Source organism: Aurantimicrobium minutum, from assembly GCF_029894165.1.
Classification (GTDB): Bacteria; Actinomycetota; Actinomycetes; order Actinomycetales; family Microbacteriaceae; genus Aurantimicrobium; species Aurantimicrobium minutum_A.
The window spans coordinates 82,863-108,404 of sequence record NZ_JARXXU010000001.1 but is presented as its reverse complement, the minus strand read 5'-3'; the positions used below and the strand labels follow the sequence as shown (position 1 = coordinate 108,404).

Here is a 25,542-nt window from a genome sequence, read left to right as displayed (position 1 = left end):
AAACTATCCGTTATTTTTGTCGATGGCCTGACGCAGAAATGCTCGGTCTTCGTCGGACAGGTTTCCGGCAAAATGCATGAGGGCCGCAACGTGGTCATCGGCACTATGGAGTGCTGAATTCATCACAGTTGTGACGTGATCAATGCGACTCTGGGCGGCCGCGAAGGTTTGGCTGCGACCGCCGGTTGCTTCTTTCACCACTTGACCTTTGGCTTTCATCCGGTCCAGGACGGTGATAAGCGTGGTGATCGCGGGCACATTGTCGCTGAAGCGCGCTTGAACTTCTTTGGCGGTGAGGGGCGTCGAACTCGACCACAGGATGTTCATGATGTCGGATTCGAGTTCGCCTCGGTTGCGACTAGAGGGCATGAGATCTCCTGATTGTGTTTTCTACGACTTGTAGAATAGCATGATTGTTCTACGTTACGTAGAATATACCTGAACAAAGGAATTGCAGTGAATACCTCAACTTCTGTAACAAAACGTGGACTTTCTCTCGTTGCCGTGGCGATCGCAGCATTGGCCCTCGTGGGATGCGCACCAGCAGTCACTGCACCGGTGACTCCCACCGCTTCCGATGTCTGGATTAAGGCTGTTCCTGAGTTGATGGACGGAATGGCAATGACCGGAGTCTTCATGACATTGGAGAACCCCACCGATGAGGACATCGAACTTGTGGGTGCCACCAACACCACTGAAGGCCTCACTGAGAAGCCCCTGGAAACCCACGAAGTCGTGAAGAACGCCGCAGGCGAGATGGTTATGCAGGAAACCGAGGGTGGAATTGTGATTCCCGCACAGGGATCTGTCACCCTCAAGCCCGGCGGCTACCACGTCATGTATTGGGATCTCCTTAAGCCCATTCCCGTGGGAAGCACCGTCACCCTCACCCTCGAGTTCTCCAACGGAACAACTCTTGATGTGGAAGCTGTCGCACGTGAAATTGCGAACGCAAACGAAACCTACGATCCTGAGGCAGATGCCGAAGGTTCAACCGAGATGAACCACTAGTTCTCAGCTTCGTACGCTAGAAAGACATCAATGTCTCCCCACACACCACCGAAAACCGACGACTCTTCCCGAGTCTCACGTCGAGGTTTCCTTCTCACCGCGGGCGTCGCTACAGGCGCGCTCGCGGTGGGGGCTGTGGGCGTGACAGCAGCTGTCAATAACGGCACAACGGGGCCGGCAGTCGCCCCAGGTGCAACTGAGGTTGTCCCGTTCTACGGCGTTCACCAGGCCGGGATTGACACTCCACCCCAGTCCTCTGGCACCTTTCTGGGGTGGACGCTCAAGCCCGGCACTGACCGCGAAACTGTGCGCCGGATGATGCGACTGTTGACCGACGATGCGGCGCGGTTGACCCAAGGCGAAGCGGCCCTGCCGGATAACGACCCCTACCTGGCTACCAACCCGGCACGATTGACGGCCACTTTTGGTTTTGGACCTGGTTTCTTTCAGAAACTCGGCCTCTCTGCAGAGGCTCCGGCAGGCTTTGCCGAGCTGCCCGCGTTCTCGATCGACAAATTACAGCCCGAATACAGTGGGGGAGATCTCCTCATTCAACTGGGTTCTGATGATCCGCTCACGCTGTCGCATGCGGTGCGACAACTCACCCGCACCGCCCGCAGCTTTGCCACGGTCGCATGGTCACAATCCGGGTTTACCCGTGATCAGGGCACCGCACCTGCGGGGCAAACCGGACGCAATCTCTTCGGGCAAGTTGACGGAACTGTCAATCCTCGACGTGCAGACGAATTTGCCGCCCAAGTGTGGGCTACCGGATCTCCGTCCTGGTTTGACGGGGGAACCTCCATGGTCTTGCGTCGGATCGAAATGAACCTCGACACCTGGGACAAGCTCGACGAAGGAGCGAAAGAGCTCTCGGTGGGTCGTAAGTTATCCAACGGTGCCCCGTTGACGGGGGAAAACGAATTCGATGCCCCTGATTTGGCGGCCAAGGATGCCAGCGGTTTGCATGTCATTCCAACCTTTGCGCATATGCGCCGGGCGAAGACAGACAACCCGCATGAGAAGTTCCTTCGTCGTCCGTTGAACTATGACGACGGTATTCACGCCGATGGGCGCACAAATGCCGGCTTGCTCTTCGCCGCGTATATGGCAAATATCAAGACACAATATGTTCCTGTGCAACAGAGGCTTTCAGATCTTGATTTGCTCAATACCTGGACTACTCCCATAGGCTCAGCTGTATTCGCTCTTCCCCCGGGCTGCCAGGCCGGAGGCTATATCGGTGAAGGACTTCTTGCATGATTCGTAAAATGCCGCTCGCATTCAGTGCCCTTGTCGCTGCCCTTGTGATGTCTGTTGTGGTTGTCGGGCCTGCTTCTGCCCACAGTGACACGTTCCAGTCTGTTCCCGAAAACGGCAGCACGGTCACCACCCCTGTCGTTGAACTCCAGTTTACGTTTGTAGAGGCTGTCGAACTGAGTTTTCCACCCGAGGTGATCCTCAACTCGTCAGAAGGTGCCGGTATTGAACTCGGGGCACCCACCTTCGATGCAAGCGGTGCAACAATGACCGTTCCGATTAACTTGGGCGAACTCCCGAACGGGACGTACACCGCGGCGTATCGCATTGTGTCCGTCGATGGGCATCCTGCCTCAGGTGAGGTTACATTCACCGTGGAAGACTCCTCGGCTGAACCCCTCGTGTTCGTGCCCCTCGAGGAAGAGCCCGTCGTCACAGAAGTGACCGATGACATGCTGCGCACCACGACGGCGGCCGAAACCACCTCCACCGTGGAGTGGGTATTTGGCGGGCTGGCAGCGGCTGCGGTCGTGCTGGCGGGGGTTCTTGTCCTCGTTGCAGTGCGCCGTCGTCGCAACGCTGGCAGCAAATAGAACTGCATCACGCAAGCTACTAAGCTTGACTACTGTTCCGCTTCCACAGCGGTTCACGCCGCCTTAGCTCAGTTGGTAGAGCGATTCCCTCGTAAAGAATAGGTCAGGGGTTCAATTCCCCTAGGCGGCCCCATAGCTCTTATGTGCGTCTGTATTACAGCTTTTCAAAGGGGAAAGACATGAAGGACTGGAACCCAAAACTCTGGTTGCGTATTTTGTTGCCGACCGTGCTTGTCGTGGTGTGGTTTGTCATCGCGGGTCTGGGAGGACCCACCTTCGGCAAAATCTCTGAAGTTTCCACGAATGACCAGGCCGGGTTCCTTCCCGCCAGTGCTCAAAGCACCGAGGTTAACCAGTGGCAGTCCAAGTTCAATGACTCCGAAAACATCCCTGCCATTGTTCTGTTCAACAAGCAGTCTGGCGAGATTACCGACGCTGAGAAAACTGAGTTTGAAGATCTGACGCAGGTATTCATTGATGCTGAAGGTGTCGCTCCCACCGTGGAGGGTGAAGCACCGTCCGTCCTGGGTCCGATCTATTCCGAAGACAATAAGGCCGTGGAATACCTTGTGTTCTTTGACGCAAACGGTGAAGAACTCAACGTGAGTATCACCGATCTGCGCACGGGTCTTGCCGATGTGACACCCGCCGGATTCGATTCCTATGTCACCGGTCCTGGCGGTCTGTTAGCTGACTTTGTTGCCGGTTTTGCGGGCATCGATGGCATCTTGCTTATCGTTGCTCTCCTGGCGGTCTTCATCATTTTGTTGGTTGTCTACCGCGCACTCTTGTTGCCCATCCTGGTGCTGTTGACCTCGGTCTTTGCCCTGTCGGGATCCATTCTGGGTATTTATTACCTCGCCCTCAACGACCTCATCAAGGTGTCAGGCCAGAGCCAAGGAATCCTTTCGATTTTGGTCATTGGTGCAGCCACCGACTACGCCCTGTTGTTTGTGGCGCGATATCGCGAGGCTCTCTTCGAGGTGCAGAACAAGTGGACCGCGATCGGTCGCGCCTTCCGCGGATCGTTCGAACCCATTTTCGCCTCGGCAGCGACCGTGATTGCCGCCCTGCTGTGTCTGTTGTTCTCTGACCTCAACTCCAATAAGTCACTCGGGCCCATTGCCGCATTCGGCATTGGCTTCGCATTCCTGGCTGCCATCACATTCCTGCCTGCACTGTTGGCGATCTTTGGCCGCGCAGCTTTCTGGCCCTTTATGCCTAAGCCTGGCAAGAAGAAGCTCGCACCCGTTGATGCCAACACGCTTCCTGGCCTCGAAGGCGTCCGTGGCCTGTGGAAGGGCATCGGTAACCTCGTCGGCAAACGCCCGCGTACTACCTGGATCGTCACGCTGTTGCTTTTGCTCGCTGCTATTGCGGGTCTGCCAGGCCTGAAGGCCAGCGGTATTCCTCAGACCGAGTTCCTGCTCGGGGACAACATCGAGTCCGTGGATGGCCAAGAAGTTTTGGCCGAACACTTTGACGCTGGTGATGGCTCACCCATCATTATCATTGCCGATGAAGCGAACTACGCTGCCGTGATCACGGCAGCTGAAGGCACCCAGGGTATTACCAAGGTGACAGTTCAGCCAGACGCTGAAGCAATGGCTGCTGCGTACACCGCCGCAATTGAAAAAGCTGCAGAAGAGGCCGCTGCCGCAATGGCGGCGGCAGGAGCGGCCGGTGGTATGACAGGTCCCCCCTCAGGTGCCATGGCCGGTGACGCTGCCGCATTTGAACTTCCCGAAATCGACACCATTGCCCAGGTCGTTGACGGCAAGGTCCTCATCAATGCAACCCTGGAATACCAGGCAGACTCGTCGGCAGCTGAAGACGTTGTGAAGGGCATGCGTATCGATCTCATCAGCGTGGACCCCAGTGTCCTCGTCGGTGGTGAAACAGCTATCGCCCTCGACACTAACCAGACAGCTCAAGCTGACTTGGTCAAGATCATCCCGCTCGTTCTTGCCGTCATCTTCATCATCCTGATGTTGCTGTTGCGTTCGATAATTGCGCCGCTGATTCTGATTGGAACTGTAGTGGTGAGCTTCGCTGCAACGATGGGTCTTGCAGCAATCTTCTTCAACAACGTGTTTGGTTTCCCCGGTGCAGATGCGAGCGTGCCACTGTTTGGCTTCGTCTTCCTCGTGGCGCTGGGTATTGACTACAACATCTTCCTCATGACGCGAGTTCGAGAAGAGAGCATCAATATGGGCACCCGTCCCGGAATCCTTAAGGGTCTCACCGTCACCGGTGGCGTGATCACCTCAGCTGGTGTGGTCTTGGCCGCAACTTTTGCCGCGCTCGGTGTTATTCCACTGTTGTTCCTGGTTCAGCTGGCTTTCATTGTGTCGGTAGGTGTCATCATTGACACCGTGCTGGTGCGCACCCTGCTGGTTCCCGCTTTGGCATACGACATTGGGCCCAAGATCTGGTGGCCGAGCAAACTCGGTCGCATTCAGAAGTAGTGCACTTACCAGTGAAGCCCCCGATTATCGGGGGCTTCACTGGTTAAGCGCTGTCAAGTCTACAAACTTCTTTATTCCGCAGGTATTTACGGCATAGAATAAGGAATCCGTAGAAAAGGTTAAGAATGTCAACGATTTCCGAATCAGAACTGCTTGCACAGATTCCTTCTCAGTTGTTCATCAACGGCAAGTGGCTCGATGCCACGGCGGGAAAGACCGTGGACGTGCAGGACCCTGCAACCGGTGCCGTAATCAAAACCATCGCGGATGCATCCCCTGCAGATGGCATGAAGGCCCTCGATGCTGCGGTCGCAGCACAGGATGCCTGGGCCGCCACGGCGCCTCGCGTTCGCGCAGAAATTCTCCGGAAAGCTTTTGAGCGTGTGATCGAGCTCAAGAACGAGTTCGCTCTGCTGATGACTCTCGAGATGGGAAAGCCCCTGGCTGAGTCCCTCGGCGAAGTCGCGTATGGCGCAGAGTTCCTCCGCTGGTTTAGTGAAGAAGCCGTGCGCATCAACGGTCGTTATGGCATCAATCCCGAAGGCACCGGTCGCACGATCGTGACTCAGATGCCGGTGGGTCCCAGCTACATGATCACGCCGTGGAACTTCCCCCTGGCCATGGCGACCCGCAAGATAGCTCCTGCCTTAGCTGCCGGGTGCACGGTCGTCGTGAAGCCAGCCACGCTGACTCCTCTGACCACCTTGTTCTTTGCCAAGATTCTGCAGGAAGTCGGTCTGCCCGATGGTGTGGTGAACGTGTTCACCACCACGAGCACCGCGGCAGTATCTGACCCCATCATTTTGGATCAGCGTCTGCGAAAGCTCTCCTTCACCGGCTCAACCGGGGTGGGACAGTCGCTGATGAAGCTGGCGACGGAGAACATGCTCCGCACCTCGATGGAACTCGGCGGCAATGCACCCTTCGTGGTCTTCGAGGATGCAGATTTGGATAAGGCCGTCGACGGCGTCATGTTGGCAAAGTTCCGCAATATCGGACAGGCCTGCACCGCCGCCAACCGCATCATCGTGCACGAATCCGTCGCTGAAGAATTTGCCGCGCGCGTGACCGAACGTGTGAAAGCCATGAAAGTTGGCCGGGGAACCGAAGAGGGCGTCACCATCGGCCCCCTCATCGATGAGAAGGCCGTGGCCAAGGCCAGTGAACTCGTTGCAGATGCTGTTGCCAAGGGCGCGACCGTGGCCACCGGTGGCCACGCCATCGCAGGTGCGGGAACGTTCTACGAACCCACCGTGCTCACCGGAGTCACACCGGGTGCGAACATCCTCACCGAAGAAATTTTTGGTCCCGTGCTGTCGATTACGACGTTCGCCACGGAAGAAGAGGGAATTCGCATCGCCAACGACACCGAATACGGCCTGATTGGATATGTGTTCACCGAAGATCTTAAGCGTGGACAACGCCTGATTGAGAAACTCCAGACGGGCATGATGGGCCTGAATGTGGGCGTGATTTCCAACGCCTCAGCACCATTTGGGGGCGTCAAGATGTCCGGTATTGGCCGTGAAGGTGGTGCAGAAGGTATTCATGAATACCTCTCCACCAAATACACGATGACGCCGAACCCCTTCGCCTAGACGACGATGTCGGACTTCATTCCTGGTGGGAACGACTTTGAGAAAGCTAAAGATGACGAGTCGCCCTGGTATACCCGCTGGTATGTCTGGGTGCTTCCGGCGTTGGTGATTATTGGCGTCCTGGTTTCCCAGGGCGGAATTCTCTAAACCAGAAGCTGGTGCTTTGCCAGGTTCTTATACAGCGGTGTGCTCGTGATCAGTTCTGAGTGGGTGCCGGTGCCCACAACGGCACCGTTTTCCAGCACGATGATCTGATCGCTGTCGACCACGGTAGACAGGCGGTGCGCAATGATGATGAGCGTGCGATCTTGCGCAACACGGTCAATCGCTTCTCGCATGAGCTGCTCGTTGGCCCCATCCAAGCTGGAGGTGGACTCATCAAGCAACAAGATGGGAGGTGCAGCCAGAAGTGCACGTGCAATGGCCAAACGCTGACGTTCACCGCCGGAGAGCATGACACCCTCTTCGCCCACCGGAGCATCCAAGCCGAAGGCGCTGCGTTCCAACACGGAGGTGAGATTCACATCAGCCAAAACGGCGATACAGTCCTCATCGGTCGCGTCAGGAGAACCCAGCAGGAGGTTATCGCGCAAGGAGCCAGCTAGAACAGGAGCATCTTGCTCAACATAGCCAATCTGTGCACGCAGATCTTCACGGTTGAGGGCTTTGATATCGATGCCACCGAGGCGAATTTCACCTGAGTTAGGGTCATAGAAACGTTCGATGAGTCCGAGAATGGTCGACTTTCCCGCACCAGAGGGACCCACAAGTGCAGCTCGGGTGCCATGGGCAACGGAAAACGAGACACCCTTAAGAATCTCGGGGGCTTCCAGCTCAGGTGTCGCATCTAGAGCAAGGGCTTCACCGGCAGCTCCACCGGCTTTCAGGCGCGCCTTCTCGGCGCGTGAGAGCTTCGAGGTGGGATCAGTGGTGCTTTCGTCTTCCTCGACAGGGAGGACAAGCTTGGGGTAGGAGAAGCGCACATCCGCGAATTCGACGGCCACGGGGGAGTTCTTCACAGCGCCCCGAGCACCACCTTCGACGGTGGCCAGAGGAGCGAGGTCGCGGTCGAATTCACCTTCGCTCGGGAGAGCGATGATTTCTTGAATTCGGCCGAGGGCACCGAGCGCGGAGTTGACCGAGGTGATCGCACCGAAGGCTTGACCTAAGGGCATGATCATCATGAACAAGAACAGAATGAAGGTCACCAGGTTGGCCACGGTAATCGCACCGGAGGCGACACGGTAACCACCGACGCCGAGGACGGTGAGGAAGGCCACCTGCATCGCGATACCTGCCACCGGAACGACGAGGGCAGAAATCTTCGCCACCTTGATGCCCATGCGCCAGGCGCCTTCGGCTTCTTCGTAGACAACCGCGGTTTCACGGTCGGTGGCATTCGCAGCACGAACCGTGCGCACGGCGGAAATGGCACGTTCAACCGAGGCGGCCAGTTCGCCCACCTTGGCCTGTGCTTTTCGGCTGGCCACGCGAATACGACGAGAAAGCACCGTGACCACAATGATCGCGGTGAAAACCACAAGCACAGTCAAACCCAGCAGAACCGGGTCGATGATCGCCATCGCAATGATGGCGCCGATAAAGGTCAGCGAACCACCGATGGCCTCCACGAGACCTTGGGTGAGCACTGCACGCAGGAGCGTCGTATCGCTTCCGACGCGGGAGACAAGGTCTCCTGTGCGTCGGGTATCGAATTCGCTAATTGGCAGGCGCAGAATGCGAGCCACCAGCCGGCGTCGTGACGAGAGCACCACACCTTCCCCGGTGCGCTGCAAGAGATAGTGCTGGTACCCACTGATCAGTGCCGAAACAACGACCAGCCCAATCAACAGCCACACCAGGTTGCCCATAAGTTCACCCGCGCTGACACGGTTGATCACCTGGCCCACCAGAAGCGGCTGGGCCAAGGAGGCTGCAGCACCCAAGATGCTGAGCACAATAACGAAGGATAGAACCTTCTTATGCTCAAGCAGGTAGGGCATCAACTGCCCGAATTTAGCCTTGGGGACAGAAGAATTCTCCGGGGTCGATGAACGACGGCCCATGCGGGGTGAGCTCATCAGGACCCGATTACCAGGCGACGGCGAGGACGACGTTGAGCAAAGTCAGACCACCGATGGTCCACAGTGCCCAGGAAGGTGCGATCTCACGCTTGCGGAAGATGAGTGCAATCACGAGGATCGCAACCAACACGACGAGCTTGACGCCGACCTTTGCGTTGTTGACCTCTTCACCCTCGATCAGACCTGCCGAGTAGATGCCGGTCAACGCGAGACCGGTCACCAGCTGGGTGTAGGCACCATCGAGCATGATGCGCAAAACACGACCGGTGCCCTTGGCAATCTCCTTGATCTGGGAGAAGAAGCCACCCAGGAGAAGTGACAAACCAACAAAGTGCAGGATGACGAGAATAGTTGCAAGAATTTCCATACGCCCAGCCTAACTACTTGCTGCGGATGGCGCGAAGGGTGACAGCTGTTTCTAAGGCTGCTGTCGCTGCTTCTGCTCCCTTATCTTCCTTCGAATCCGGCAAACCAGCACGGTCAAGACCTTGCTGTTCGTCGTCGAGTGTCAATACTCCGAAGCCAACCGGCTTACCCGTGTCCAAGGAAACACGGGTAAGCCCGCTGGTTGTTGCATCGGAAACGAACTCAAAGTGGGGGGTGCCACCGCGGATGATGACGCCCAGGGCAACAACTGCATCGGCGCCCTGTTCCAGAACTGCCTTGCTCACGATGGGAAGCTCAAAGCTTCCGGCCACACGAATGAGGGAGTGGCTGGCGCCACTGGCCTCAATCGTGCGCTGAGCCGAAGCAATCATGGCGTCGGTGATGACGTCATGCCATTGTCCAGCGACAATAACAACGGTGAGACCAGTTGCGTCTACGGAGATGCTCGGTGATCCTGCGCCGCTCATGCAACAAACTCTCGGGCGAAGGCGAGCTCAACTAAAGGGTAGTTCTCCGGAATCTGGTGACCCATGCGGTCACGCTTGACGTTGAGGTAACCTTCGTTGTGCTTGGAACGACCAACAAGCAGAGGAACGAGATCATTGATCTCAATGCCGTACTGCTCGAGTTGACGCTGCTTCTCCGGGTTGTTGGAGAGCAAACGGACAGAGCTGATGCCCATGTCATCGAGCATGCGTGCAGCAGCGGTGTAGTCACGATCGTCAGCGGGGAAGCCCAGCGCCAAGTTGGCGTCGAGGGTGTCCATGCCCTGCTCCTGCAACTTGTATGCCTTGAACTTGTTGAGCAGACCAATACCGCGGCCTTCGTGTCCACGCATGTACAGAACAACACCACCCTTGGGGTCGTTCTCGATCATGCGCAACGCAGCATCGAGCTGTGGTCCACACTCGCACTTCATCGAGTGCAGGGCTTCACCGGTGAGGCACTCGCTGTGCACGCGAACGAGCACATCCGAACCACCAGGGTTACCCGCGATGATGGCAACGTGCTCCGCACCCGTTGCGTGGTCGCGGTAACCGCGCATGCGGAAGGATCCGTTCTCCGTGGGGACGGTGGTCTCCACTTCAAAGCCCACGCGGTTCGCGTCAAGGTTGTCACGCAGAGGAAGCGGGTTGGCTTCGATGTACTCAATAATGGCTGCCACGGTGGTCAGAGGCATGTCTTCTCGTGCACACATCTTCTCGAGGCCTGGCATGCGCATCATGTCACCGTCTTCGTCGACGATTTCGGCGATGACGCCGACAGGCATGAGTCCGGCCAGACGCATGAGGTCTACAGCAGCCTCGGTGTGGCCCCCACGCTGGAGGACACCACCGTCCACGGCGCGCAATGGAAGCACGTGACCGGGACGGATGAGGTCGCCGGGGACAGAGCTGGGGTCTGCCAGCACACGCATGGTGAGTGCGCGGTCAGAAGCGCTGATACCCGTGGTTGTTCCTACAGCTGCATCGACAGTGAGAGTGTAGGCGGTCTTCCGGGAATCCTGGCTCTGCTCCACCATGATGGGCAGGTTCAAGCGGTCTGCATAGTCGCGTGGCATCGGTGCACACAGCAGACCAGACGAGTTGCGCACGATCCAGGCAATGGATTCTTTCGTCGCAAGCTCTGCTGACATGATGGCGTCGCCTTCGTTTTCGCGACCCTCGTCATCAGCGACGATGACGATGCGGCCTGCGCGAATGGCGTCGAGGACTTCGGGCATGGGTGTAAGAGCCATTAGGCACCTGCATTCTGTTGTGGAAGGAAGGCCAGCATTCTGGCCACCTGCCGAGCGATAATGTCTGTTTCCAGATTCACTGCCTCCCCAACCTTGCGTAAGCCGAGAGTAGTCACGGCCAAGGTTTCTGGAATGAGGGAAACCTCAAACCATTGGGAAGCTTCTGTGGGATCACTGATGGTGCTGATGGTCAACGAGACCCCATCCACCGTGATCGAGCCCTTGTCGACGAGCAGGGGAGCGAGTTCGCGGCTGAGGCCAAAGCGAATCACTGTCCAGTCTTCTGAAGGGGTGATGGAAAGAATGGTGGCGGTGCCATCTACGTGACCTTGCACGATGTGGCCTCCGAGGCGACTACCCAATTCGGCAGCACGCTCAAGGTTGACGTTGAGACCCACACGAGCATCCCGCAGGGTGCTCATCTCGAGGGTTTGTTCCATCACGTCAGCAGTGAAGGTCGTGGGGGTTTGTTCGACCACGGTCAGGCAGACGCCGCTCACGGCTATCGAGTCACCCTGCTGTGCACCCTGAAGTGCTTTGTTGCCTTCGACAGTGAGACGAACGGCATCAGGCAGTTTCTCAATGGCGGTAATGGTGCCGCGTTCTTCGATGAGCCCGGTGAACATCACTACACATCCTTTCTGGTGGGTTGAGCAGTAATCAAAATGTCTGAGTCGAGCTGTTCGACCGAGGAAATCTCCAGGTCGATGCGCTCACTGAGGGTAGAGATGCCCAGGTCGCCGAGGGCCATTTTGTCCCCGCCCAGCAGCATGGGTGCCTGATAGATGTAGAGGCGATCTGCGAGTCCCGCAGCGATGAATGCGCTGGCCAGAGTTGGTCCGCCTTCTACAAACGCGGTACGAATGCCGTTGTCATACATCTCAGACAGTGCTGCGTGCAGATCGTTGTGGCCAACGACTAGTGCCTCAAGCGGGTGTTGGTGGACGAGAGCGTCACCAGGAATCTTGCGCTTACCGATCACGACGGGAATGGGCTGGTGATTGTGTAAGTCGCCCTGAGGTGTGCGTGCGGTGAGTGCAGGGTTGTCGGCCAATACCGTGCCGGTTCCGACCACGATGGCATCTGCTGCTGCACGCTGTTCGTGCACGCGGGCACGTGAGCGTGCGCCAGAAATCCATTGGCTGGAGCCATCGTTGGCAGCAGCGCGGCCGTCCAGGCTCGATGCCCACTTCACCGTGACGTGGGGGCGTCCCAAACGGATAGCGAGCATCCACTCGGCAATTAATTCTTCAACTTCGTCACGGAGCACTCCACCGATGACCTCTATGCCGGCTTCACGCAGGCGCTCTGCTCCGCCCGAAGACTGCTTACCGGGGTCGTCCGTTGCAAACACGACGCGGGCAATGCCTGCCGTGATGAGTGCAAGGGAGCAGGGGCTTGTGCGACCGGTGTGGTTGCAGGGTTCCAGGGTAACAACGAAGGTGGATCCTTGGGCTTGTTCAGGGGTCAACCGGCTCATCGCGTCAATCTCAGCGTGAGCGGTTCCCGAGCCACGGTGCCAACCTTCGGCGATGGTGTTTCCCTCGGCGTCGAGAACAACACATCCAACCTGTGGGTTGATGGTGTGGCGTGATCCCAGGGCGGCCAGTTCGATGGCACGACGCATCGCGGGCTCGTAGCCCTGCGATTCTGCTGTCTTGTCCATTTACCTGTCGCTCTCGTCATTGAGGCGTTTCGGGGTAAACGGGTGCGTAAAACTGCATCCGAACTTAAGCAGGGTACAAAAAATGCCCTGCTTCGCGTTTCTCTCATCCAGACTTTAACAGTCGGTTCCGGAATTTCACCGAATCGACCAATCTCCCCCACCGAAGTGAGTGATCAAGGCTCGCGGACTATAACCGCCGGTTCAGATTTTCACTGACCCCGAAGCGCGTTGCTCATCTACAGTGTACGCCTGGTCGCGCACAACCGGACAAAGTGTGCAAAATTTTGTCACTTTGTGGTTAAAACCCTATAAACGCGGGAGCAATCCGATGGCGTCGTAGACCCTCTTGAGCGTGGCGTCAGCCACCTCGGAAGCCCGATCGGCACCCTTCGCCAGCAAACGGTCGAGCTCCGCAGGGTCTGCCAGAAGCTCCGTAGTGCGTTCTCGGATGGGGGTAAAGCTTGCGGTGACCTGTTCGGCTAAGTCTTTCTTGAGGGCGCCATAGCCGCCGCCGGCATACTCCTCCACCAGTGAGTCGACGCTCTTTCCCGAGAGGACGGAGAAGATTGTGAGCAGGTTTGCCACACCCGGTTTCTCGTCGCGGTCAAAACGAATCTCACCGTCAGCATCTGTCACCGCACGCATGACTTTCTTGGCCGTCACAGCAGGGTCATCCATGATTTTGAGCAAGCCTGCCTCGGTCTCTGCAGACTTAGACATCTTTGCCGTGGGGTTTTGCAGATCGAAGATCTTGGCAGTTTCTTTGAGAATGTGAGGCTCGGGAACGGTAAATGTCTGACCGAAACGTGAGTTGAAACGCAGGGCGAGGTCGCGGGTGAGCTCCAGATGCTGACGCTGATCTTCGCCGACGGGAACAACATTTGCTTGGTAGGCCAGGATGTCTGCCGCCATAAGGATGGGATAGGTGAAGAGACCGACGGAGGCCGCATCCGTTCCCTGTTTGGATGACTTGTCCTTGAACTGGGTCATGCGGCTAGCTTCACCGAAGCCGGTAATGGTGTTAAGTACCCATGCAATTTGGGTGTGGGCCTGAACATGAGACTGTATGAAAAGCGTCGACTTATCAGTGTCGATGCCGGCTGCAATGTATTGCGCGGCAGTAGAGCGGGTGCGCTCGCGGAGTTCCTTTGGATCTTGAGGCACCGTGATGGCGTGTAAATCCACAACACAGTAGAAGGCTTCGAATTCATCCTGCATAGTGACCCAGTTGCCCAGGGCACCGATGTAGTTACCGAGGTGAAGAGAATCGCTCGAGGGTTGCATTCCAGAAAGAATGACGGGCTTGGTGCTCATGTTCTAGTCCTCAAGTGAATAGTCGACAACGACGGGAGTGTGATCTGACCAGCGGGTGTCATAGCTCTCGGCACGATCCACGGTGTAGTTCGACGCGAGGGCTGCAAGTGCGGGAGTGGCCAGCTGATAATCAATCCGCCAACCAGCGTCGTTATCAAACGCTTGCCCACGCCAGGACCACCAGGTGTAGGGCCCTGGGACGTTGCCTTCGGCCTGACGTCCCACATCGACCCAGCCCAGGCCGGTTCCGATGGAGCCATCAGGCCCGGTCACGGATTCACCGGAAGGACCCATGAAGCGGTCAAAGTAGGCACGTTCTTCCGGCAAGAACCCGGCACGTTTAACGTTGCCCTTCCAGTTCTTGATGTCCAGTTCGGTGTGCCCGACGTTGAGATCACCGACGACGACTGCATAGGGGGTGTGCTGAGCCAGCAGGGGAAGTCGCTCCTGCATGGCTTCCAGGAACTTGAATTTCTCCACCTGCTTGGGAGTATCCACTTCACCGGAGTGCACATACGTGCTCACTACGGTCAGAACATTGTTTCCAACCTTGTAGTCGGCTTCCAGCCAGCGGCCGGCGGTATCGAAGTCATCTGCGCCCAAGCTCACGCGGTGAATCTCCGCGGTGTTGCGGCTCGCCAGAGCAACACCAGCACGGCCCTTTGCCGTGGCTGCATCATGCACGATATTCCAGTCGGGACCGAGGAGTTCTTCAAGATCCTCTGTCGAGGCGCGAACCTCTTGCAGAGCAAGAATGTCGATCTCGCGGTGTGCTAACCAGTCACCCATACCTTTGCGGAAGGCGGCGCGGACACCGTTAACGTTGACGGTGGCGATGCGGATGGACATGGCTTAATTCTAGGGCTCGTGCGAGTGGCGTCGGGGAACTACCCAGCCCAGGTCTTCTGCGTCGATTCCTTCATCTTGCATACCGAGGGCAATCCACGACGCCGTGAGCAAGTAAATGCGAGATGCCAGGTTGAACCACACCAACAACCCTACGAAAATTGCGAAGCTTGCAATGAGGGGATTGGATTCGGGGCGGCCCAACAGCCACACCCCGACAATTTTCAAGACCCCAAAAGCCAAGCCTCCCAGCAGAGATCCTCGCCAGAGGTGTCGCCAAGGAATAGGAACGCCACTGAGTACTCGAATGAAGGTGGCCAGCACCGCGGTATCCAGGACGAGGATGATCAGGAAACTTATTCCTTGGAAGCTGCCGGTGATCACACCTGACTCGTCTTCGAATCCCCAGACCTGAACGAAATACGCCAAGAGTTGGCTGGCAATCACAGAAGCGGTGGCCGAGACAATGATGACGAGGCCGTAGCCCAAGGCCAGAACGAGGTCATACAACTTCAGGGCGATGAAGTTGAGAGTAGAAGGGGGCAGATCAAAAACCCTCCGCACGGCCGTGCGGGCATAGGTGAACCAGTTGATCGCGGTGTAGAGGACGACCACGATGGCGAGACCACCGGTCCACCCTAAAGCTGTGGACTTGTCCAAAATGGCCGGATCGATCGGACCGCCCGTTTTGATGAAACCGGGAATCTGAACGTTGATATAGGCAATGACCGCATCGCGAACTTCCGGGTGGTCATTGAGGTAGATGCCAAAAAGTGAGAAGCCCACCCAGACAGCGGCGAAGACAGCAAACAGGGCTTGAAAGGACATTCCAGCAGCCAACAGGTTTCCACCTGCGGAGGCATACAACCGGTAAACCCGAGTGGGGCGTAAAGCTTGAACCCACGCCATCGCTGCCTTCATACCTTCAGCTTAAAGGGAAAGGCCCGTGGATTCCTGACGGAACCCACGGGCCACAGAGCCCTGCTAACGATTAGTCAGCATCGAGGTCAGATGTGAGCAGGCTAGCCAGCTCATCTGCCACAACCTCAGCGTTGTCGCCTTCGACATCGAGCACGAGTTCTTCTCCGTGTCCCACAGCGAGAGCAAGCACCGAAAGGATGCTGGCACCATCTGCACTATCGCCACTTGTCTTAGTGATCGTGACGTCGTGACCAGTTGCTGCCACTGCCTGCACAAAAGTGCTGGCAGGGCGAGCGTGGAGTCCGACGCGCGAACCTACAGTGACGGTTCTCTGAGCTTTAGGCAACTGCTTCCTCCAGCTCTGCATCAGAAACACCAGGCTTGATGTTCTTTGCAGCGAGGACGAGGAGGGCGGTGACGACGGTACCGATAGCGATAGCTACTAAGTACAGAAGTGGGTTGGACACCATTGCGGTAACCCAGATACCACCGTGAGGTGCGTGGCTACCGATCTGGAACAGACCAACCAGTGCACCGGTTGTTGCGGAACCAATCATGATCGAAGGGATCACGCGAACGGGGTCAGCTGCAGCGAACGGAATCGCACCTTCAGTGATGAAGGAAGCACCGAGTACCCATGCAGCCTTACCAGCCTGACGCTCCGAGTTGGAGAATGCGCGCTTGCGAAGAACAGTTGCGAGTGCGAGACCCAGGGGAGGAGTCATACCTGCAGCCATGACGATTGCCATGATGACCAGACGAGGGTCCGAAGGGTCGGTCACTGCAGCAGCTTCGGTCAGAAGACCAACAGCAACGGTGTAGGCGACCTTGTTGATAGGACCACCCATGTCGAATGCCATCATGAGGCCCAGGAGGATACCGAGCAGAGCAAGGTTTCCACCGGAGAGCGACAGGAGCCAGCCCTCGAGGCCGTTGATGATTGCAGCAACGGGTACACCGATGACAGTGGTCATCAGGAACGCGATGATGAATGATGCGACGAGGGGGATAACCACAACGGGCATGATGGGGCGGATGCCCGCAGGGAGCTTGATGCGACCGAGCAGGTTAACAACCAGACCAGCGAGCAGACCAGCGAGCAGACCACCGAGGAAGCCCGAACCGTTGAATGCTGCGATGAAACCACCAACGAAACCGGGAACCAGACCGGGACGGTCTGCGATGGCGTAAGCGATAAACATGGTCAAGAAGGGAACTGCGAAGGTCAGACCCAGCTTTCCGAGGCTTGCGAAGAAGCGAGCCCAGTCAAGCGAAGATGTGAGGTCCCACGGAGCTGAAAGGAAACCCATCCAGTTCCAGTCCCAGTCACCAAGGGTGTATCCACCCAGAGCAAAACCGATCGATAGAAACAGACCACCTGCGGCTACCATCGGGATCATGTAGGACACACCGGTCATCAGATACTGTCTGATGCGGGTTCCTGTTCCAGTGTTACTAGACAATTGTTGGCCTCCAATGCCTCATTGCATTATTTGTATTGAACGATCCTGGCGTCTCACCAGGAACTCTAGGGGGAAACTACTACTTGCTACCAAAAAGGCGAGAGAAGAAACCAGGCTTTTCGCCAGAGTCATTCTTCGGTGCTTTTTCGGCTGCAGGAGCAGCTTTCGGTGCTGCGGGAGCAGCTGCGCCATCCTTGGGGAGGGTAGCGATGGAAGAAACAGCCTGTGCAACAACGTTCTCAGCGTCAGCGAGAGCCTTGCTCACACCAATCTGAAGGAAGGGCTTACCGGCGAAACGGCCGCGGTCCTTGACCTCAAGGTCGGTTGCGAAGATGACAACATCAGCGGAATCGATGGTGGCTTGCTTCATGGGCGAAGAACCGGCTGAGCCCTGGGTCTCTACGGTGATTTCGTAACCAGCCTTCTTGGCTGCCTGCTCGAGAGCTTCAGCGGCCATGTAGGTGTGGGCGATACCGGTGATGCAGGATGTGACGGCGACAATTTTCATGACTGTACCTCTCGGGTGATGATGGCTGCGATTTCGGCGCCAGAGTTGGCGTCGCGCAGGGACTGGCGGAAGTCTTCGTGCACGAGCTTGCGGGCTAGTGCGGCGAGGATGTGAAGGTGCTTGTCGTCAGCACCGTCAGGTGCGGCGATCAAGAAGATGAGGTGAGCGGGGCCGTCTGCGGCTCCGAAGTTCACACCATCAACGCTGGTGGCCACGGCGACTGAGGGAACAGTGACGTGTGCCGAGCGAGCGTGGGGGATGCCGATGCCACCGGGAAGGCCGGTTGCCATCTGTTCTTCGCGGGCGCGAACGTCTGCGAGGAATCCATCGAGATCAGTTACACGACCGTCGTTAGCGAGCTTCACAGCCAGCTGACGCGTTGCGTCTTCTTTGGTTTCTGCAACCAGACCGACGATGACGATGTCTTCGGTAGTCAGTGCTGCTGGTGTTGCGTCAGTCATACGTGGAGCTCCTTAATGGCGGTAGTGAGACTGGGATGTACAACAGTGTGAACTGCGGCAATAGTAATGTCTTGTGGTCCTGGAACAGTGGTGGCGGGGAGTTGCACGGCAGCCGAGCCCCAGGCGACGGCGGTCGAAATCCGCGCAATGTCGCCCTCCTGAAGGGATGAAATCTCTGCAGAAATTGTGACGTCAGCACTCAGATATCCGGCCAACGTGCTGTCCCCAGCGCCGACGGTACTGTCGGGCGTAACCGCATCATGGCCTGCCCACATCGCGCCGCGATGGTTGACCAACAGGGCACCGTTTTCACCCAGGCTCACCACAATGGCAGCTTCGGGATTGCCCAACATGGACTGTGCAAACTCGACAACATCGCCCACAGTGGGAAGTGGGCGACCTGCCAGCTCTTCCAATTCTTCGTGGTTGGGCTTCATGAGATCTGCCACACCGGCGTGTGCCACTGTCTTGAGTGCATCGCCAGAAGTATCCACGGCAAAGCGTGCGCCGTGTTTGTGCACGAGCGTGCCCAGGGAAACATAAAAGGATCCGTCGAGTCCGGGGGGAAGGCTTCCTGCGACAACTAACCACTCAGGCTTTGATTCCAGCACCGAGGCAATTTGTGACAACAGGGCAGATTGTTCAGACGAGCTGAGCGCAGGTCCCGTTTCGTTGATCTTGGTCGTGGTGCCGTCTGCTTCCACCAAGGTGATGTTCTGACGTACCTCCTCACCAATACGCGTGGTGACGGTGGAGATGCCCAGCTCGGTCAGGGCTGATTCGATCCAGGAGCCTACGACAGCATCTGCGGGGAACACCGCGACGGTATCGATCGCATTCTTGTGCAGCGCCCGCGACACATTGATGCCCTTGCCTGCGGGGTCCTTGTGCTTGCTGACGGAGCGGTTCACTTCACCAGTGGCAAAGCTATCCAGCTCGAGGGTGAGGTCCAGGCTGGGGTTGGCGGTTAGGGTGACGATCATGCAACCACCACATCGGGGCCGGCCATCTCGATTTCGAGAAGGTGTTCGTTATCGATGCCGCTGTCGGTGATGACGGTGTCAATCTGACTCAGTGGCGCCACGTGGGCGAAGTCTTCGCGGCCAAATTTGGTGTGGTCGGCGAGCACGACGGTACGGCGGGCGGCGTTGACCAGTGCGGTCTTCACCCGCGCTTCTTCAAGATCGGGGGTGGTAAGCCCGCGTTCGGGAGTCAGTCCGTTGATGCCGAGGAATGCCACATCGACAGACAGGGTCCGTAGTGCGTCATCGGGCCACGAGCCAACCATGGCCAATGTGAGGGGGCGGACGTGCCCACCCAATAAGTGAAGCTGGATGTTGGGGCGCGTGGCAAGAACAGCAGCAATAGGAATGGAGTTTGTCACGACGGTGAGGTCAATGTCCTGGGGGAGAAGTGCTGCCAGACGTGCGGTCGTTGTTCCGGCATCGATGATGATGGAGCCTCCGGCAGGAACCTCGGAGAGGGCCATGCGCGCGATGCGTTCCTTTTCTTCGGAAAGCATTCCTTGGCGCTGGGTAACGTCGGGTTCGACGCTCAAACGATCAATGGGGATCGCACCACCGTGTGCACGGTGCAAGAGTCCACGACGTTCGAGAACAGTGAGGTCACGGCGAATAGTTTCGGGGGTGACGTCGAGTTCTTCGGCGAGGGAGCGAACTTCCACACGTCCCTGATGACGCGCCTTGGCCAGGATGGCCTGGTGGCGTTCAGGTGCGTACATGGGACTCCATTGTCGTGCGGATGTTCTTCCTACATATTGCCAGAAGAATGTTTGTTTGTCTTTTTTTACTCCCGAATTCACTTGTTTGTCAACCCGAAAGGGGGGTATCGTTAACTTTTGTGCCCGTTTGATTCGGGTTTCACTGATTTATTCCACGCATACATGCCTGTTTGTGTCCGATTTTTAGACAATAAGTTCAGGTTTTCAACTTTCAAGGAGCAGCAATGGAGCTCACCGGTATCGGAGTAGGACGCGGAATCGCGGCCGGCCCCATCAAGCGCATGCCCGAGCCCTTGGCCGAGCCAGCTGACGTCGAACGCACAGCAGAGGCTGAATCCGAAATCGCTGCTGCCACCGTATCTCTCGCTGCCGTCGGCGAATGGTTGCGGGAACGTGGTGTCACCGCAGGCGGCGAAGCCAAGGACGTTCTCGATGCTCAGGCCCTCATGGCAGGAGACCCTGCCCTGGCGAAAGATATTGCTAAGCGGATTGAGTCAGGCAAGACGGCCGAGCGTGCTGTCTTCGATGCCTTCTCTTCCTTCCAGAAAATGCTCGAAGGCATGGGTGGGTACATGGGAGAGCGCGCTGCTGACCTTGCAGATGTTGCTCAGCGTGTGATTGCCCACCTGCGCGGCGTTCCTGCCCCCGGCGTTCCTGAATCGAATGTTCCCTTCATTCTGGTGGCGCATGATCTAGCTCCGGCAGATACCGCACTGCTGGACTTCACTAAAGTCTTCGCTCTCATCACACGTGATGGCGGCCCCACTTCTCACACTGCCATTTTGGCCCGCGCCAAGTCCATCCCTGCCATCGTGGGTGTGGGGGGAGGTGCGGAACGCCTGACCGACGACACTCTCGTTGTGGTCAACGCGGGAACCTCCACCATTACTGCTGGAGTGAGCCAGGTTGAGGTGGATGCAGCACTGGTCAAACGTGCCGAATGGCTCGAAGCGTCCAACGCACCAATTACTGATGGGGCACTGAAGGATGGTCACAAGGTCCCCCTGCTGGCTAACCTGGGATCCCCGAAAGAAGCCGCCGGTGCGATTGCACTTGGCGCTGAAGGTGTGGGACTGTTCCGCACCGAGTTCCTCTTCCTGGATTCCGCAACGGCACCGACTGTGGCTGAGCAGGAAGCCCAATACACCGAGCTCCTCGACGCATTCCCTGGAAAGAAGGTCGTCGTTCGGGCCCTCGATGCCGGCGCAGATAAGCCCCTGGCCTTCTTGAACGCAGACCACGAAGAAAACCCCGCTCTGGGTCTTCGAGGGCTGCGCGCCCTCCGGGTCAAAGAAAACATCCTGCGCGACCAACTCACTGCACTGGTGAATGCGCAAAACAACACGTCAGCTGACTTGTGGGTCATGGCACCCATGGTTGCTGATGCAGAAGAAACGGACTATTTCGTTTCTCTCTGCCGCGAACTGGGACTTCGTGTTCCAGGCGTGATGGCTGAGGTTCCCTCCCTCGCCCTCGTTGCAGAGCAGGTTCTAGAGACTGCTGACTTTGTCAGTATTGGAACCAATGACCTCACGCAATACACGATGGCTGCTGACCGTATGCTCGGCACCGTCGGGTCCTACCAGGATCCCTGGCACCCTGCAGTGCTGCGGCTGATCAAGCAGCTCGGCGATGCCGGTGCCGCTGCAGGCAAGCCCGTGGGGGTGTGTGGTGAAGCAGCTGCTGATCCTAACCTGGCCATCGTTCTGGTTGGCCTTGGTGTGACCACGCTGAGCATGACCCCAGCCGCACTTGCCGACGTGCGCGCAGCTCTCCTCACCGTCACCCTGGAGGAAGCGAAGGCACGTGCAACACGTGCCCTGACCGGCCGCACAGCGGCCCAAGCTCGCGCTTTCGGCAGCGAGTAAACACAACTTCTACAGGGGAGACGACCTGTGGAACTACAAAAAGACCCGGCCTTCCTCAAAGGGCCGGGTCTTTTTAGTAAGAACTAGTTCTTATGCGCGTCCACGGAGAACGGCCTGCTTCACGTCGGCAATAGCCTGGGTGACCTGGATGCCACGAGGGCATGCGTCGGTGCAGTTGAAGGTGGTGCGGCAGCGCCACACGCCTTCTTTGTCGTTGAGAATATCGAGACGAACATCGCCGGCGTCATCACGAGAGTCGAAGATGAAGCGGTGTGCGTTGACGATGGCGGCAGGACCGAAGTACTGACCGTCGGTCCAGAACACGGGGCAGCTCGTGGTGCAGGCAGCACAGAGGATGCACTTAGTGGTGTCATCAAAGCGCTCGCGGTCCTCGATGGTCTGACGACGTTCCTTGCCAGCTTCAGGCTCGGAGTTCGCAATGAGGAAGGGCTTCACTTCGCGGTAGGCAGCGAAGAACGGCTCCATATCCACAATCAAGTCCTTCTCCAACGGCAGACCCTTGATGGCTTCCACGTAGATGGGCTGCGAAATGTCGAGATCCTTGATCAGGGTCTTGCAGGCCAGGCGGTTACGACCGTTGATACGCATCGCGTCTGAACCACAGATACCGTGTGCACAGGAGCGACGGAAGGACAGCGAACCGTCCTGGTCCCACTTAATGCGGTGCAGGGCATCGAGGATACGGTCGGTGGAGTACACCTCCACGTCGAAAGATTCCCAACGAGCTTCTTCATCAACCTCGGGGAGGAAGCGACGAATAATCAGCGTGACGGTGAAAGCCTGTACCTCGGGTACAGCGGTCTGTTCTGCGACTGCGGTAGCCATGCTTAGTACTTCCTCTCCATGGGCTGGTAATTGGTAATAACGACGGGTTTCCACTCGATCTTGATGTGGTCGCCCGCGTCGTCACTCTTGGCGTCTCCCGAGAGGTACGCCATGGTGTGCTTCATGAACTTCTTGTCATCGCGATCAGGGAAGTCATCGCGCATGTGACCGCCACGGCTTTCCTGACGGTTGCGAGCGGAGTAGACAACTACCTCTGCAAGGTCAAGCAGGAAGCCCAGCTCCACTGCTTCGAGAAGGTCAGTGTTGTAACGCTTGCCCTTGTCGTGGATGGAGATGTTCTTGTATTCCTCGCGCAGCTTCTCAATGGTCTTGGTGACCGACTTGAGAGAATCTTCGGTGCGGAATACCTGAGCGTTCTTATCCATCTCTTCCTGCAGTTCCTTGCGGAGTGCGGGAACGCGCTGGTCGCCCTTGGCGCTGCGGATGTGCTCAATCAGCTCGCGAACTTCCTTAGCAGGGTCCTTGGGCAGGGGAACGAAGTCAGCAGTCTTGGCATATTCAACCGCGTAGCGACCGGCACGTTTACCAAACACGTTGATGTCGAGAAGTGAGTTGGTACCCAAACGGTTGGATCCGTGCACCGAGACACAGGCACATTCACCCGCGGCATACAAGCCAGGGATCACGGTGTCGTTATCGGAGAGAACCTCTGCCTTGATGTTGGTGGGGATACCACCCATGGCGTAGTGCGCAGTGGGCATCACAGGAACGGGTTCGTAGACGGGGTCAACACCCAGGTAAGTACGAGCGAACTCGGTGATGTCGGGAAGTTTGGTTTCGAGAACCTCAGCACCCAGGTGGGTGCAGTCCAGAAGGACGTAATCCTTGTTGGGGCCCGCGCCGCGGCCTTCGGCCACTTCCTGAACCATGCAGCGCGAGACGATGTCACGAGGAGCGAGGTCCTTGATGGTGGGGGCATAACGCTCCATGAAGCGCTCACCGGACGCATTACGCAGGATCGCACCTTCACCACGAGCACCTTCGGTCAGCAAAATGCCGAGTCCTGCCAGGCCGGTGGGGTGGAACTGGAAGAATTCCATGTCCTCGAGAGGAATACCCTTACGCCAGATGATGCCGACGCCGTCGCCGGTGAGGGTGTGAGCGTTCGAGGTGGTCTTGTAGATCTTGCCAAAACCACCGGTTGCAAAGACGACCGACTTGCCCTGGAAGACGTGCAGGTCACCGGTTGCCAGTTCGTAGGCAACTACGCCGGCAGGAACTTGCTTGCCCTTAACGTTCACCATGACGAGGTCAAGAACATAGAACTCGTTGTAGAACTCGATACCGAGCTTGACGCAGTTCTGGAACAAGGTCTGCAAAATCATGTGACCGGTGCGGTCCGCGGCGTAGCAGGAGCGACGAACGGGAGCCTTTCCGTGGTCACGGGTGTGACCACCGAAACGGCGCTGGTCGATTTTGCCATCGGGTGTGCGGTTGAAGGGAAGACCCATGTTCTCGAGGTCGATGACTGCGTCGATGGCTTCCTTGGCCAGGATTTCAGCTGCGTCCTGGTCAACGAGGTAGTCGCCACCCTTGACGGTGTCGAAGGTGTGCCATTCCCAGCTGTCCTCTTCCACGTTGGCCAGAGCTGCGGCCATGCCGCCCTGAGCTGCACCGGTGTGCGAGCGAGTGGGGTAGAGCTTGCTGATCACAGCGGTACGGGCGTTGGGGCCAGCCTCAATCGCGGCACGCATACCGGCACCACCGGCACCCACGATGACAACATCGTGCTGGTGGTAGTAGACGCCGTCGATGAGCTTGGTTTCTTCGTAAGTGTCGTTGCTTGTGGTTGCCACGAGGGAGACTCCGTTAGTAGGGGTTGTCTAAAGAATTACTGAGGTGGGCAGAACGAGGGCAGTAAATCAAACTGCTCGGGGCTGACCGAAGGGCAGGGATCGAAAGTGAAGATCACGAGCGTACCCAGCACGATAAGAACTGCTGCCGAAGCAAACACGGCGAAGCGCAGCACCTTTCCTAGTGCAGGAGAGCTGGAGTAGTCGTTGATGATCGTGCGCATACCGTTCGCACCGTGGATGAGTGCCAGCCACAGCATGAGGAGGTCCCAGACCTGCCAGAAGGGGGAAGCCCACTTGCCCGCAACGAACGCGAAGTCAATGCCCCGCACACCCTCACCGGCAACCATGTTGACGAAGAGGTGACCAAAAATCAGGACAACAAGGACGACGCCGGAGGCGCGCATGTACATCCAGCCCCACTTCTCCCAGTTGGTGCCGGAAGGCTTGGTGCGGGCGTAAGGACTGCGAGGGGTTTCTACGGTGCTCACTGTCCGTTCACCTCCAAAACAATGTTGATGATCTGACGGGGCAGGAAGCCAGCCATCAGCACAACCCACAGGCCGAGCACAACCCAGAACATGGCGCGCTGGTACTTGACGCCCTTGCTCCAGAAGTCGACCAAGATGATGCGCAGACCGTTGAGTGCGTGGAAAACAATCGCACCCACAAGCGCAATCTCTCCGAGACCCATGAGCGGGGTTTTGTAGGAGCTCATGATGGCGTTGTACGCCTCGGGGCTGACACGCACGAGGGCGGTGTCAAGAATATGGACAAGCAGGAAGAAGAAGATGGCTACACCAGTAATACGGTGCAGAACCCAAGACCACATGCCGGTGTAGCCGCGATACAGCGTGCCGCCCGGACGGGGCTTCTTTTCTGAGCGTGGTGCCGTGACAGCTGACACGAACAACCCTCCTTGGTTGTGGGCAATAACTGCTCACAACTTTACGCC

Annotated in this window: 27 protein-coding genes, 1 tRNA gene and 1 riboswitch; of the genes, 8 read left to right on the top strand and 20 right to left on the bottom strand. The window is 57.5% G+C overall.

What is annotated here, in order from left to right; genetic code table 11:
* Positions 1-3: 3 nt before the first annotated feature.
* Positions 4-369 carry a BlaI/MecI/CopY family transcriptional regulator gene (locus M2119_RS00535; RefSeq protein WP_280803029.1) on the bottom strand — a complete coding sequence of 122 codons (366 nt, stop codon included), beginning with the start codon at positions 367-369 and terminating at the stop codon, positions 4-6.
* A gap of 87 nt (positions 370-456) precedes the next feature.
* Here M2119_RS00535 and M2119_RS00530 point away from each other — a divergent pair, with 87 nt between their 5' ends.
* The 7 genes from M2119_RS00530 (at position 457) to M2119_RS00500 (ending at position 7,077) form a co-directional block, all read left to right on the top strand.
* On the top strand, positions 457-1,011 hold the full coding sequence (locus M2119_RS00530; protein WP_280803028.1) for a copper chaperone PCu(A)C: 555 nt from the start codon (positions 457-459) through the stop codon (positions 1,009-1,011).
* Positions 1,012-1,041: 30 nt separating this feature from the next.
* Positions 1,042-2,274 (top strand): Dyp-type peroxidase, encoded by a 1,233-nt coding sequence (locus M2119_RS00525; protein WP_280803027.1) that lies wholly within the window; start codon positions 1,042-1,044, stop codon positions 2,272-2,274.
* Positions 2,271-2,864, top strand: coding sequence for a copper resistance CopC family protein (locus M2119_RS00520; RefSeq protein ID WP_280803026.1), 594 nt, complete (start codon positions 2,271-2,273; stop codon positions 2,862-2,864). The genes M2119_RS00525 and M2119_RS00520 overlap by 4 nt, the downstream gene beginning before the upstream one ends.
* Before the next feature lie 57 nt (positions 2,865-2,921).
* A tRNA-Thr gene (locus tag M2119_RS00515) sits at positions 2,922-2,997 on the top strand.
* A 46-nt stretch (positions 2,998-3,043) separates the two neighbouring features.
* Entirely contained in the window at positions 3,044-5,332 is a 2,289-nt protein-coding gene (locus tag M2119_RS00510; RefSeq protein WP_280803025.1) for an MMPL family transporter, read from the top strand.
* A gap of 125 nt (positions 5,333-5,457) precedes the next feature.
* Positions 5,458-6,930, top strand: coding sequence for an NAD-dependent succinate-semialdehyde dehydrogenase (locus tag M2119_RS00505; protein WP_280803024.1), 1,473 nt, complete (start codon positions 5,458-5,460; stop codon positions 6,928-6,930).
* A 6-nt stretch (positions 6,931-6,936) separates the two neighbouring features.
* A complete protein-coding gene (locus M2119_RS00500) occupies positions 6,937-7,077 on the top strand; it encodes a hypothetical protein (RefSeq protein ID WP_280803023.1) in 141 nt (46 codons plus the stop codon).
* Here the strand turns inward: M2119_RS00500 and M2119_RS00495 are convergent.
* The 15 genes from M2119_RS00495 to M2119_RS00425 all read right to left on the bottom strand — a co-directional run bounded on the left by M2119_RS00495 (position 7,074) and on the right by M2119_RS00425 (position 20,059).
* On the bottom strand, positions 7,074-9,011 hold the full coding sequence (locus tag M2119_RS00495; protein ID WP_280803022.1) for an ABC transporter ATP-binding protein: 1,938 nt from the start codon (positions 9,009-9,011) through the stop codon (positions 7,074-7,076). The two genes, M2119_RS00500 and M2119_RS00495, sit on opposite strands and share 4 nt — an antisense overlap.
* Before the next feature lie 10 nt (positions 9,012-9,021).
* Positions 9,022-9,381, bottom strand: a complete 360-nt coding sequence (locus M2119_RS00490) for a hypothetical protein (protein WP_280803021.1) — start codon at positions 9,379-9,381, stop codon at positions 9,022-9,024.
* A gap of 13 nt (positions 9,382-9,394) precedes the next feature.
* Positions 9,395-9,868 (bottom strand): 6,7-dimethyl-8-ribityllumazine synthase, encoded by a 474-nt coding sequence (gene ribH, locus M2119_RS00485; protein WP_280803020.1) that lies wholly within the window; start codon positions 9,866-9,868, stop codon positions 9,395-9,397.
* Complete coding sequence (gene ribA, locus M2119_RS00480; RefSeq protein WP_280803019.1) at positions 9,865-11,139, bottom strand: GTP cyclohydrolase II; 1,275 nt, start codon at positions 11,137-11,139, stop codon at positions 9,865-9,867. Before ribA ends, ribH begins: the two co-directional genes overlap by 4 nt.
* Entirely contained in the window at positions 11,139-11,765 is a 627-nt protein-coding gene (locus M2119_RS00475) for a riboflavin synthase (RefSeq protein WP_280804430.1), read from the bottom strand. Before M2119_RS00475 ends, ribA begins: the two co-directional genes overlap by 1 nt.
* A gap of 2 nt (positions 11,766-11,767) precedes the next feature.
* Complete coding sequence (gene ribD, locus M2119_RS00470; protein ID WP_280803018.1) at positions 11,768-12,805, bottom strand: bifunctional diaminohydroxyphosphoribosylaminopyrimidine deaminase/5-amino-6-(5-phosphoribosylamino)uracil reductase RibD; 1,038 nt, start codon at positions 12,803-12,805, stop codon at positions 11,768-11,770.
* A gap of 91 nt (positions 12,806-12,896) precedes the next feature.
* A riboswitch (FMN riboswitch) is annotated at positions 12,897-13,035 on the bottom strand.
* Between the two features lie 76 nt (positions 13,036-13,111).
* Positions 13,112-14,119, bottom strand: coding sequence for a tryptophan--tRNA ligase (gene trpS / locus M2119_RS00465; protein ID WP_280803017.1), 1,008 nt, complete (start codon positions 14,117-14,119; stop codon positions 13,112-13,114).
* A gap of 3 nt (positions 14,120-14,122) precedes the next feature.
* Positions 14,123-14,968: an exodeoxyribonuclease III gene (locus M2119_RS00460; protein ID WP_280803016.1), complete on the bottom strand. Its 846-nt coding sequence runs from the start codon at positions 14,966-14,968 to the stop codon at positions 14,123-14,125.
* A 9-nt stretch (positions 14,969-14,977) separates the two neighbouring features.
* Positions 14,978-15,886: a YihY/virulence factor BrkB family protein gene (locus tag M2119_RS00455; protein WP_280803015.1), complete on the bottom strand. Its 909-nt coding sequence runs from the start codon at positions 15,884-15,886 to the stop codon at positions 14,978-14,980.
* A 70-nt stretch (positions 15,887-15,956) separates the two neighbouring features.
* Positions 15,957-16,232: an HPr family phosphocarrier protein gene (locus M2119_RS00450; protein ID WP_280803014.1), complete on the bottom strand. Its 276-nt coding sequence runs from the start codon at positions 16,230-16,232 to the stop codon at positions 15,957-15,959.
* Complete coding sequence (locus tag M2119_RS00445) at positions 16,225-17,349, bottom strand: PTS fructose transporter subunit IIC (protein ID WP_280803013.1); 1,125 nt, start codon at positions 17,347-17,349, stop codon at positions 16,225-16,227. Before M2119_RS00445 ends, M2119_RS00450 begins: the two co-directional genes overlap by 8 nt.
* Before the next feature lie 79 nt (positions 17,350-17,428).
* Entirely contained in the window at positions 17,429-17,857 is a 429-nt protein-coding gene (locus M2119_RS00440) for a PTS fructose transporter subunit IIB (protein WP_280803012.1), read from the bottom strand.
* A complete protein-coding gene (locus tag M2119_RS00435; protein ID WP_280803011.1) occupies positions 17,854-18,318 on the bottom strand; it encodes a PTS sugar transporter subunit IIA in 465 nt (154 codons plus the stop codon). The genes M2119_RS00440 and M2119_RS00435 overlap by 4 nt, the downstream gene beginning before the upstream one ends.
* Positions 18,315-19,301 (bottom strand): 1-phosphofructokinase family hexose kinase, encoded by a 987-nt coding sequence (locus M2119_RS00430; RefSeq protein WP_280803010.1) that lies wholly within the window; start codon positions 19,299-19,301, stop codon positions 18,315-18,317. The genes M2119_RS00435 and M2119_RS00430 overlap by 4 nt, the downstream gene beginning before the upstream one ends.
* Positions 19,298-20,059: a DeoR/GlpR family DNA-binding transcription regulator gene (locus M2119_RS00425; RefSeq protein ID WP_280803009.1), complete on the bottom strand. Its 762-nt coding sequence runs from the start codon at positions 20,057-20,059 to the stop codon at positions 19,298-19,300. The genes M2119_RS00430 and M2119_RS00425 overlap by 4 nt, the downstream gene beginning before the upstream one ends.
* A gap of 224 nt (positions 20,060-20,283) precedes the next feature.
* On the opposite strand from M2119_RS00425, the gene ptsP reads away from it, so the two are divergent.
* Complete coding sequence (ptsP, locus tag M2119_RS00420) at positions 20,284-21,927, top strand: phosphoenolpyruvate--protein phosphotransferase (protein WP_280803008.1); 1,644 nt, start codon at positions 20,284-20,286, stop codon at positions 21,925-21,927.
* A gap of 90 nt (positions 21,928-22,017) precedes the next feature.
* On the opposite strand, the gene M2119_RS00415 is transcribed toward ptsP, so the two are convergent.
* From M2119_RS00415 to sdhC, 4 genes are read right to left on the bottom strand one after another with little or no spacing between them, the layout of a single operon-like run.
* The gene (locus M2119_RS00415) at positions 22,018-22,773 is read right to left on the bottom strand and encodes a succinate dehydrogenase iron-sulfur subunit (RefSeq protein ID WP_280803007.1); all 756 of its coding nucleotides are present in this window, start codon (positions 22,771-22,773) and stop codon (positions 22,018-22,020) included.
* 2 nt (positions 22,774-22,775) lie between these two features.
* On the bottom strand, positions 22,776-24,590 hold the full coding sequence (gene sdhA / locus M2119_RS00410) for a succinate dehydrogenase flavoprotein subunit (protein ID WP_280803006.1): 1,815 nt from the start codon (positions 24,588-24,590) through the stop codon (positions 22,776-22,778).
* A gap of 35 nt (positions 24,591-24,625) precedes the next feature.
* The gene (locus tag M2119_RS00405) at positions 24,626-25,078 is read right to left on the bottom strand and encodes a succinate dehydrogenase hydrophobic membrane anchor subunit (RefSeq protein WP_280803004.1); all 453 of its coding nucleotides are present in this window, start codon (positions 25,076-25,078) and stop codon (positions 24,626-24,628) included.
* Entirely contained in the window at positions 25,075-25,419 is a 345-nt protein-coding gene (gene sdhC, locus M2119_RS00400; RefSeq protein WP_432418509.1) for a succinate dehydrogenase, cytochrome b556 subunit, read from the bottom strand. The genes M2119_RS00405 and sdhC overlap by 4 nt, the downstream gene beginning before the upstream one ends.
* Positions 25,420-25,542 lie beyond the last annotated feature (123 nt).